Origin of the sequence: Teredinibacter waterburyi (genome assembly GCF_001922985.1) — a bacterium.
Taxonomy (GTDB): domain Bacteria; phylum Pseudomonadota; class Gammaproteobacteria; order Pseudomonadales; family Cellvibrionaceae; genus Teredinibacter; species Teredinibacter waterburyi.
In genome coordinates this window covers 1-572 of the sequence record NZ_MRUH01000014.1, presented here as the reverse complement: position 1 = coordinate 572, position 572 = coordinate 1, and the positions used below count along the sequence as shown (strand labels likewise).

Genomic DNA, 572 nt, shown 5'->3' with positions numbered 1-572 from the left:
GGCGTTAGGCATCGGGGCGCAACAATGAATATTCGGCCTTGTGAGTCCATAGATATAGAAAAAGTTAAGGAAATCTATAACTTCTATATCGATAATACGGTTATCACATTTGAAGAGGTTCCATTGAGCACCTTGGAGATGTCAACTCGAATTTCTACCTACACAAACAGTTATCCTTGGCTGGTTTGTGAGGTAGGCGGTGTAGTGAGAGGGTTTGCTTATGCCGCTCGGTGGAAAGAGCGTAGTGCTTATAAAAATACCGTCGAAGTATCAGTTTATCTTGAGAGCGACTTTTCTGGTAATGGTTATGGTACGGCGCTATATGCTGGATTATTTAAAGCTCTAGAACCCTTTAATTTACGCGTTATACTTGGTTGTATTGCTTTACCAAATCAATCAAGCGTTAAGCTACACGAGAAACTAGGTTTTATTAAGGTAGCTCATTTTTCAGGAGTGGGGCGAAAATTTGGGCGTTGGCTAGACGTTGGTTATTGGCAAAAAACAAATGCCTAACAAAGTTATCAAAAGGACAGTGTTTGCTACGCTCCGTTTTGGGGTGGCTGCGCCACTTT

Annotated in this window: 1 protein-coding gene; it reads left to right on the top strand. The window is 41.8% G+C overall.

From position 1 onward, the window contains the following. Nucleotides 1-24: 24 nt before the first annotated feature. Nucleotides 25-513, top strand: coding sequence for a GNAT family N-acetyltransferase (locus tag IDZ20_RS01305; protein WP_188149628.1), 489 nt, complete (start codon nt 25-27; stop codon nt 511-513). The last annotated feature ends 59 nt before the right edge of the window (nt 514-572 follow it).